Consider the following 781-nt stretch of genomic DNA (forward strand, 5'->3'; position numbering starts at 1 on the left):
CATAGCCCCCGTCCCGGCTACGCCGTGCTTGTGAGCGGCGCCATGGGCGACCACGGCCTGACGGTCATGGGCAGCCGCGAAGGGCTTTCCTTTCTGACGGACGTGGCCTCGGACTCTGCCCCCCTCAACCACATGATCGTGGATATTCTTGAAAACGCCGGACCGGTGCATGTCCTGCGCGATCCCACGCGCGGCGGACTGGCGACAACGCTCAATGAAATTGCCGAACAGTCTCAGGTGGGCATTGTACTGGAAGAAAACGCCATTCCCGTACATGAAGCGGTAAAGAACGGCTGTTCTTTTCTGGGGCTTGACCCGCTGTACCTTGCCAATGAGGGCAAGTGCATCTGCATCGTGCCTGAAGACAGGGCCGAGGCAGCCCTTGAGGCCATGCGGCGTTCGCCCTATGGCAAGGAAGCGGCGCGCGTAGGTACGGTTACCGACGGCAGGGCGCAGGTGAGCCTGCAGACCCGCATCGGCGGGCGTCGTCTGCTTGGCATGCTGGAGGGTGCGCAGCTGCCGCGTATTTGTTGATTTTTTACCTTGCAACGTTCTTTTGGAGCGCTGCGTAACAGTACAGGTACAGAGCGCCGCAGGAAAGGCAGGTACTGCGTACTGCAGCCAGAGCAGGTGCTGCGTACTGCCTCCAGAACAGATACCGCGCACCTTAGCCTTGGCAAATACAGTTTACAATTCTCTCTTTGCTTTCATTTGGGCCGCCTGCGCGGCGGGCGGCAGAGGGGGCCTGTTAGGGGCTTTGCCCCTCCGAGGCCCCCTCTGC

Annotated in this window: 1 protein-coding gene; it reads left to right on the plus strand. The window is 60.9% G+C overall.

All coding sequences use genetic code 11. From position 1 onward, the window contains the following. Positions 1 to 534, plus strand: a 534-nt coding sequence (locus V6C16_RS14570) for a HypE family hydrogenase expression/formation protein (protein WP_333543603.1), incomplete at its 5' end; no start/stop codon positions are given. Positions 535 to 781 lie beyond the last annotated feature (247 nt).

The sequence above is a fragment of the Desulfovibrio sp. 1188_IL3213 genome, from assembly GCF_036763145.1.
Classification (GTDB): Bacteria; Desulfobacterota; Desulfovibrionia; order Desulfovibrionales; family Desulfovibrionaceae; genus Desulfovibrio.